The following is a 6,656-nucleotide window of genomic DNA, read 5'->3' as shown; positions in this document are numbered from 1 at the left end:
GGGGAATCTCGGTTGATTTCTTTTCCTCGGGGTACTTAGATGTTTCAGTTCCCCCGGTTCGCCTCGTTAACCTATGTATTCAGTTAACGATAGTGCAACGGATTGCACTGGGTTTCCCCATTCGGACATCGCCGGGTCAAAGGTTCATATCACCTCGCCGGCGCTTTTCGCAGATTAGCACGTCCTTCATCGCCTCTGACTGCCAGGGCATCCACCGTGTACGCTTAGTCGCTTAACCTCACAACCCGAAGATGTTTCACTTCCGATTGCGAAAATTTGAGAGACTCGAACACACATGAGCTGTGTGTCGTTTCAATTTTCAGCTTGATCCAGATTTTTAAAGAGCAAATATCTCAAACATGACTCGCAAGTCAGTTTTGAGATATGTCGGCAGGTGACTTTCACTCACGAACCAGCAAGTGGCGTCCCCTAGGGGATTCGAACCCCTGTTACCGCCGTGAAAGGGCGGTGTCCTGGGCCTCTAGACGAAGGGGACGTACAGTCTCAATCGCAAGACGCCTTGCTATTTACTTTTCATCAGACAATCTGTGTGGACACTACAAAGGCAGGTTCTTTAAGGTAAGGAGGTGATCCAACCGCAGGTTCCCCTACGGTTACCTTGTTACGACTTCACCCCAGTCATGAATCACAAAGTGGTAAGCGCCCTCCCGAAGGTTAAGCTACCTACTTCTTTTGCAACCCACTCCCATGGTGTGACGGGCGGTGTGTACAAGGCCCGGGAACGTATTCACCGTGGCATTCTGATCCACGATTACTAGCGATTCCGACTTCATGGAGTCGAGTTGCAGACTCCAATCCGGACTACGACGCACTTTATGAGGTCCGCTTGCTCTCGCGAGGTCGCTTCTCTTTGTATGCGCCATTGTAGCACGTGTGTAGCCCTACTCGTAAGGGCCATGATGACTTGACGTCATCCCCACCTTCCTCCAGTTTATCACTGGCAGTCTCCTTTGAGTTCCCGGCCTAACCGCTGGCAACAAAGGATAAGGGTTGCGCTCGTTGCGGGACTTAACCCAACATTTCACAACACGAGCTGACGACAGCCATGCAGCACCTGTCTCAGAGTTCCCGAAGGCACCAAAGCATCTCTGCTAAGTTCTCTGGATGTCAAGAGTAGGTAAGGTTCTTCGCGTTGCATCGAATTAAACCACATGCTCCACCGCTTGTGCGGGCCCCCGTCAATTCATTTGAGTTTTAACCTTGCGGCCGTACTCCCCAGGCGGTCGACTTAACGCGTTAGCTCCGGAAGCCACGCCTCAAGGGCACAACCTCCAAGTCGACATCGTTTACGGCGTGGACTACCAGGGTATCTAATCCTGTTTGCTCCCCACGCTTTCGCACCTGAGCGTCAGTCTTTGTCCAGGGGGCCGCCTTCGCCACCGGTATTCCTCCAGATCTCTACGCATTTCACCGCTACACCTGGAATTCTACCCCCCTCTACAAGACTCTAGCCTGCCAGTTTCGAATGCAGTTCCCAGGTTGAGCCCGGGGATTTCACATCCGACTTGACAGACCGCCTGCGTGCGCTTTACGCCCAGTAATTCCGATTAACGCTTGCACCCTCCGTATTACCGCGGCTGCTGGCACGGAGTTAGCCGGTGCTTCTTCTGCGGGTAACGTCAATCGACAGGGTTATTAACCCTGTCGCCTTCCTCCCCGCTGAAAGTACTTTACAACCCGAAGGCCTTCTTCATACACGCGGCATGGCTGCATCAGGCTTGCGCCCATTGTGCAATATTCCCCACTGCTGCCTCCCGTAGGAGTCTGGACCGTGTCTCAGTTCCAGTGTGGCTGGTCATCCTCTCAGACCAGCTAGGGATCGTCGCCTAGGTGAGCCGTTACCCCACCTACTAGCTAATCCCATCTGGGCACATCCGATGGCAAGAGGCCCGAAGATCCCCCTCTTTGGTCTTGCGACGTTATGCGGTATTAGCTACCGTTTCCAGTAGTTATCCCCCTCCATCAGGCAGTTTCCCAGACATTACTCACCCGTCCGCCACTCGTCAGCGAAGCAGCAAGCTGCTTCCTGTTACCGTTCGACTTGCATGTGTTAGGCCTGCCGCCAGCGTTCAATCTGAGCCATGATCAAACTCTTCAATTTAAAAGTTTGATGCTCAATGAATTAAACTTCGTAATGAATTACGTGTTCACTCGTTGAGACTTGGTATTCATTTTTCGTCCGAGGACGTTAAGAATCCATGTCACTTTGAGTGCCCACACAGATTGTCTGATAAATTGTTAAAGAGCAGTGCCGCTACGTTTTCGCTGCGGCGCGGGGTGTGCATATTACGCTTTCCCGCTTCAGAGTCAAGCGTTTATTTTGCTTTTCTCTGCTGACCCGGCGGCTTGCGTGCCGTTGTTCCGTGTCAGTGGAGGCGCATTATAGGGAGTTCTTCTGAAGTGACAAGAGGTAATTTAAAAAAAGTTTCTGACCGTGTTTTTTTTCACCAAAAGCGATGAGATCAAGCTACAAATTGTTCTAATTGATGTATCTGCAACCACAATCACACCTGAGATGGCATAATTAGCCGCATCAATATTTAAGGAATAAAAGCGATGCCATTAAGCGCACAACAGCTGGCAGCTCAAAAAAACCTGTCCTATGTGCTGGCAGAAAAGCTGGCTCAGCTGATCTTAGCGGGTAAATATGCCCCAGGTAGCATCCTGCCCAGCGAGATGGAGCTGGGGGATCAGTTTGGTGTAAGCCGTACCGCCGTTCGCGAAGCGGTAAAAACATTAACGGCGAAAGGGATGGTGCTTCCACGCCCGCGCATTGGCACCCGCGTTATGCCTCAGGGGAACTGGAACTTTCTCGATCAGGAGTTACTCACCTGGTGGATGACCGAAGATAACTTTAATCAGGTCGTCGATCACTTTCTGGTCATGCGCAGCAGTCTTGAGCCTCAGGCCTGTCTGCTTGCCGCCACGCTCGGCACAGCAGAGCAAAAAGCGCAGCTCAATACTTTTATGGAAGAGATGGTGGATCTGAAAAAGCATTTTAACCGCGAGCGCTGGATAGAAGTCGATATGGCCTGGCATGAACATATCTATAATATGAGCGGAAATCCTTTCCTGACCTCCTTTGCTTCTTTATTCCATTCTGTGTACCACACTTACTTTGCCTCTATCACACAGGATGAGGTGGTGAAGCTGGATCTGCATCAGGCGATAGTCGATGCCATTCAGGAAAGCGACGGGCAGCGAGCCCTGAGTGCGTGCCAGGCGTTGCTGGCCGCGCCAACCCACCAGCAGGTAAATAAATGACAGAGAAAAAAGCACGCAGTATGGCCGGATTGCCGTGGATTGCAGCCATGGCGTTCTTTATGCAGGCACTGGATGCCACTATCCTCAATACCGCCCTTCCCGCAATAGCCCAAAGCCTTAACCGCTCCCCACTGGCGATGCAATCCGCCATCATCAGTTATACCCTGACGGTGGCGATGCTCATTCCGGTCAGCGGCTGGCTGGCCGATCGTTTCGGCACGCGCAAAGTGTTTATGCTGGCGGTGACGCTGTTCACCCTCGGTTCTCTGGCTTGCGCCCTTTCTACCTCTCTGACGGAACTGGTTATCTTCCGCGTTCTACAGGGGATAGGCGGCGCGATGATGATGCCCGTCGCGCGTCTGGCGTTATTGCGCGCCTATCCGCGCAGCGAACTGCTCCCGGTGCTCAACTTTGTGACTATGCCGGGGCTGGTCGGCCCGATACTTGGCCCGGTTCTCGGCGGCGTACTGGTGACCTGGGCAAGCTGGCACTGGATCTTCCTGATTAATATTCCGATTGGTGTGGCAGGGCTAATCTATGCCCGCAAATATATGCCGAACTTCACCACACCACGACGCAGCTTCGATATGGGCGGCTTCTTCCTGTTTGGCCTGAGCCTGGTCCTGTTCTCCAGCGGGATGGAGCTGTTTGGCGAGAAAATCGTAGCGACGTGGCTGGCGCTGGCCATCATCCTTAGCGGTATTCTGCTGTTCCTTCTATATATCCGTCATGCGCGTCGCCATCCGACACCGCTTATCTCTTTATCTCTGTTTAACACCCGAACGTTTTCCGTCGGGATCGCGGGCAATATTGCCTCGCGTCTGGGCACGGGCTGCGTACCGTTCCTGATGCCGCTGATGCTCCAGGTCGGTTTCGGCTATCCGGCCCTGATTGCTGGCTGCATGATGGCCCCCACAGCGATGGGCTCAATTCTGGCAAAATCGACGGTCACGCAGGTGCTGCGCTGGTTTGGCTATCGTAAGACGCTGGTTGGCGTGACGATCTTTATTGGATTGATGATTGCGCAGTTCTCCCTGCAATCTGCGGCGTTACCCATCTGGATGCTGATCCTGCCGCTGTTTGTGCTGGGCATGGCCATGTCGACGCAGTTTACGTCGATGAACACCATCACCCTTGGGGACCTCACCGACGAGAATGCCAGCAGCGGCAACAGCGTACTGGCGGTCACTCAACAGCTGTCGATCAGCCTCGGGGTTGCCGTGAGCGCGGCGGTACTGCGGTTTTATGAAGGGTTTGACGGTACAAATACCGTTGAGCAGTTCCACTATACCTTTATCACCATGGGCGCGCTTACCGTGGTATCGGCGGTGGTCTTTATGTTGTTAAAACCAAAAGACGGCCGGAACCTGATTAAAGAGCGTCATAAAGAGAAGGCTAAACCGAACCGCGTTCCATCAGAACAGGAGTAAGCTGCAAACGTTGCTGTTGCAGCGTGGGCTGAGCCATGCGGTGGATCAACACATCGATGGCCAGCTCACCCAGTTCATCCTTCGGCTGATGAATGGTGGTCAGCGGCGGCGTCATGTAGCGCGCCAGTTCGATATCATCATAACCGACGATCGCCATGTCGTCCGGAACACGTAATCCCGCCTGATACAGCGCCTGATAAGCTCCGAATGCCATCGCATCGTTACCGATAAACACCGCCTGCGGGCGCGGCTCTTGCGCCAGCAGTTTCTGCATTGCTTCAAATCCACCATTAAATTCGAAATCGCCGGTGATGCGATAGCCATCAGGAATGGCAAGCCCCGCCCGTTCCATGGCCGAAAGATAGCCTTCCAGACGCAAGCGCGCCGGGGTTTTATCCAGCGGGCCGGTAATACAGGCAATGCGGGTATGACCTTTATCTATCAGATGCTGGGTCGCCATATCGCCACCCAGCAGCGAGTTATCCTGGATCAGATCGCTGGTGCCGTCGAACGGCGCCCAGTCCATCATCACCGTAGGAATAGAAGGGTAGCGCTGGATAATCTCTTTCGAGGGTTGATGCGTTTCGGTACAGAGCAGCAGCAGCCCGTCGACGCGTTTTTGCATCAGCGTCTCCAGGTTTCGGTTCATGCGCTGCTCATCGCCTTCGGTATTGCACAGCACCAGGCTGTAGCCGCGCTCGAAGCAGCTGCGCTCCACGCCGCGCACCAGTTCAGAATAAAAAGGGTTGGTACTGGCGGTGATCAGCATGCCGATGGTGCGCGTCTGGTTAAGCTTCAGGCTGCGGGCCAGCGCAGACGGCGCATAATTGAGTTCTTTAATTGCAGCGTCAACTTTCTCCCGAATCGCCTCGCTGACGAAGCGATCCTTATTGATAACGTGGGAGACAGTCGAGGTAGAAACGCCCGCCATACGGGCGACATCTTTCATTGTGGCCAAGCGTTACCCCTGCTGACTTAAGAATTCATCAATCTCTTTACGCCATGGAACAGAAGGCTGAGCGCCTTTACGCGTCACCGCAATCGCGGCGGCGGCATGCGCGAAGCGAATCGCGTCATCCATTGCTTTTCCTTCCAGCAGCGCCGTTACCAGCGCACCGTTGAAGGTGTCACCTGCGGCGATGGTATCAATGGCTTTGACCTTAAAGCCCGGTACGCGACGGCCTTCGCCATTGACGCTAGCCCACACCCCACGGCTGCCGAGGGTGATGATCACGGTGCCGATGCCTTTATCATGCAGCGCAAGCGCGGCACGCGCGGCATCGTCATCATTTTCGACACGGATACCCGTCAGCTTTTCCGCTTCGGTTTCGTTCGGGGTGATGATATCCACCAGCGCCAGCAGCTCGTCTGATAATACACAGGCAGGCGCCGGGTTAAGTACGACAGACGTATGATTTTCATGCGCAATTTTCGCAGCGGCCAGCACGCTTTCAACCGGTGACTCCAGCTGCATCAGCAGGGCTTCCGCTCCGGCGATGATCCCACGCTGCGCTTCGACGCGTTCAGTCGTTAACGCGGCATTAGCCCCCGCATGAATACCGATGACATTCTCACCTTCCGCATTGACGAAAATCAGCGCCACGCCGGTAGATTCCCCTGCAACCACGCTGACGGGTGCGATGTCGATGTTGTCGCTTGCCAGCTGTTTGCGTACGCGCTCGCCGGTATCGTCATCACCCGTACAGGCGATAAACGCGATATTTGCCCCGCTGCGTCCGGCGGCAACTGCCTGGTTTGCACCCTTACCGCCGAACGCGACCTGATACTGATTGCCGGTGACGGTTTCGCCCGGAGTGGGGAACGTTTCAAGGTTAAGAATGTGATCGGCATTGATACTGCCAAGGACGACGAGGTTGCCTGCGGTTTTCATGTATTGAGGTGTCCATCTGAGAGCGCCACCGGTATTACCCGGTGGCGTAT

At 54.2% G+C, this 6,656-nt stretch carries 4 protein-coding genes, 1 tRNA gene and 2 rRNA genes (1 of these 7 only partly in view); 2 read left to right on the top strand and 5 right to left on the bottom strand.

The window, feature by feature from the left end; genetic code table 11:
* From SK51_RS25830 to SK51_RS04320, 3 genes are all read right to left on the bottom strand, one after another.
* A 23S ribosomal RNA gene (locus SK51_RS25830) occupies window positions 1-238 on the bottom strand (it extends 2,288 nt beyond the left edge of the window).
* A 182-nt stretch (window positions 239-420) separates the two neighbouring features.
* Window positions 421-496: transfer RNA gene (locus tag SK51_RS04325), tRNA-Glu, on the bottom strand.
* A gap of 84 nt (window positions 497-580) precedes the next feature.
* Window positions 581-2,122 (bottom strand): 16S ribosomal RNA (locus SK51_RS04320).
* The 16S and 23S rRNA genes sit together here with 1 tRNA gene alongside, the layout of an rRNA operon.
* A 455-nt stretch (window positions 2,123-2,577) precedes the next feature.
* Between SK51_RS04320 and SK51_RS04315 the strand changes: the two genes are divergently transcribed.
* Together SK51_RS04315 and mdtD are read left to right on the top strand one after the other, a co-directional pair.
* The gene (locus SK51_RS04315) at window positions 2,578-3,285 is read left to right on the top strand and encodes a FadR/GntR family transcriptional regulator (protein ID WP_023298937.1); all 708 of its coding nucleotides are present in this window, start codon (window positions 2,578-2,580) and stop codon (window positions 3,283-3,285) included.
* A complete protein-coding gene (gene mdtD, locus SK51_RS04310; protein ID WP_023305119.1) occupies window positions 3,282-4,715 on the top strand; it encodes a multidrug transporter subunit MdtD in 1,434 nt (477 codons plus the stop codon). Before SK51_RS04315 ends, mdtD begins: the two co-directional genes overlap by 4 nt.
* On the opposite strand, the gene rbsR is transcribed toward mdtD, so the two are convergent.
* Window positions 4,681-5,673, bottom strand: a complete 993-nt coding sequence (gene rbsR, locus SK51_RS04305) for a ribose operon transcriptional repressor RbsR (RefSeq protein WP_072202236.1) — start codon at window positions 5,671-5,673, stop codon at window positions 4,681-4,683. The genes mdtD and rbsR overlap by 35 nt on opposite strands.
* 3 nt (window positions 5,674-5,676) lie before the next feature.
* Window positions 5,677-6,606 (bottom strand): ribokinase, encoded by a 930-nt coding sequence (rbsK, locus tag SK51_RS04300; RefSeq protein WP_023305120.1) that lies wholly within the window; start codon window positions 6,604-6,606, stop codon window positions 5,677-5,679.
* Window positions 6,607-6,656: the final 50 nt, after the last annotated feature.

It is taken from the genome of Enterobacter sp. MGH85 (genome assembly GCF_001037655.1).
In the GTDB taxonomy this organism is placed as follows: domain Bacteria; phylum Pseudomonadota; class Gammaproteobacteria; order Enterobacterales; family Enterobacteriaceae; genus Enterobacter; species Enterobacter intestinihominis.
The sequence above is the reverse complement of the archived record's forward strand: the minus strand, read 5'-3'. Positions and strand labels throughout refer to the sequence as shown.

Excerpts from the sequence above, each read along its gene's own strand:
- mdtD (WP_023305119.1), top strand. The coding sequence starts at position 3,282 with ATGACAGAGAAAAAAGCACGCAGTATGGCCGGATTGCCGTGGATTGCA.
- SK51_RS04315 (WP_023298937.1), top strand. The coding sequence starts at position 2,578 with ATGCCATTAAGCGCACAACAGCTGGCAGCTCAAAAAAACCTGTCCTAT.
- rbsK (WP_023305120.1), bottom strand. The coding sequence starts at position 6,606 with ATGAAAACCGCAGGCAACCTCGTCGTCCTTGGCAGTATCAATGCCGAT.